Source organism: Pseudocitrobacter cyperus (assembly GCF_039889165.1).
Taxonomy (GTDB): Bacteria; Pseudomonadota; Gammaproteobacteria; order Enterobacterales; family Enterobacteriaceae; genus Pseudocitrobacter; species Pseudocitrobacter cyperus.
On the sequence record NZ_JAYMYY010000024.1, the window covers coordinates 1 to 1,373 of the forward strand.

The 1,373-nt window shown below is 50.7% G+C and carries 2 protein-coding genes; both read left to right on the forward strand.

Annotated features, from left to right (window positions below):
- On the forward strand, nt 1-1,048 hold a 1,048-nt coding region (locus tag VSR74_RS23160; RefSeq protein ID WP_347796831.1), incomplete at its 5' end, for a flagellin.
- Between the two features lie 97 nt (nt 1,049-1,145).
- A partial coding sequence (locus VSR74_RS23165; RefSeq protein WP_459349932.1) for a flagellin N-terminal helical domain-containing protein occupies nt 1,146-1,373 on the forward strand: 228 nt, incomplete at its 3' end.

Sequence of the window (1,373 nt, forward strand, 5' to 3'; positions counted from 1 at the left end):
CATCAAACTGAACAAACTGGATATGCAGACCCTGGGTCTGGACTCCTTTATGAAAGATTTCGAAGATATCGGTATCACCGTGAATGGGGCAGGTACAGCGAGCAGTCAATATGACAAAGCCGCGGAAGTAAAAGCAGCAAATGCAGACACTGGAATTACGCCTCCGGGCCAAACAGCAACCTGGAAAATAGCCACAACCGATCATGCTAAACTTGTCGCAAATATGCCGGGTTCTCCGGATGCGGGTAAAGTCGATATAATGGTTCTCGATGACAAGGCCTTTGCTTATGATCAGGATAATGATCAGCTGTATGAAATCGATATGACCAAGCTCACCTTCGAGAGCGATGGTGGCGCCAATGTCAAAATTAAGGACGATGTGGATGTGAATGCGTTCACCGTTGTTTCCGACCCGGCCGACAAAGATATGCTGCTGAAGGGCCCAAGTAAGTTCACAGAAGGCTCGTCTACTGAGCTGAAAGCGGGTGATAATGTTAAAAGCGGAACGACAGATATTCCCCTGACCGAGGCCATACTTAACTCTGTTGCTGAGGATGCTTTTGGTGCCGGAGAGACTGTTGAATCTTCTGGCATGAAGATGATTATGATGAACGATGGCACAAGCGATCGTTACTTCGTTTACGGCGGCGATGATGGTTTCGGTGGTAAGGTATTGAAAGAAGTCTCCTTTAGTACTACAGGTGTACCAACTTCCACCGACGTTCGTCCTGCCGATTCCGACATTGTGTTGAAGGAATTTGGTGCTAACTCTGCCGACAACCTGCTGGAAAAACTGGATGACGCCATTACCCAGATTGCCGACTTCCGTGCCGACCTTGGTGCCGTTCAGAACCGCTTTAGCTCCATCATTGCTAACCTGAACACCAACATCATCAACACCACCGAAGCGCGCTCCCGTATTCAGGATGCAGACTTCTCTGTTGAAGTGTCTGCCATGAGCCGCGCCAACATCCTGCAACAGGCGGGTGTCTCCGTACTGGCCCAGGCCAACCAGGTTCCGCAGAACGTTCTCTCCCTGCTGCGTTAATCTGCGCTACCCCTTCAATGTCATTACGCGCGTGCTGCACGCGCGGTTTGCCCTCTTCCCCGGAGGGCTTTTTTATACCAGCTAACGAGGATTTTCAATGGGTCAGGTTATCAACACCAACGCACTGAGTCTGATGGCTCAGAACAACCTGAACAAATCCCAGAGCCAACTGGGTACTGCGATTCAGCGCCTCTCTTCTGGTATGCGTATCAACAGCGCAAAAGACGATGCGGCAGGTCTGGCAATTTCTAACCGCTTCACCTCTTCCATCCGTGGTATGACCCAGGCAGCGCGTAACGCCAACGACGGTATCTCTCTCGCACAA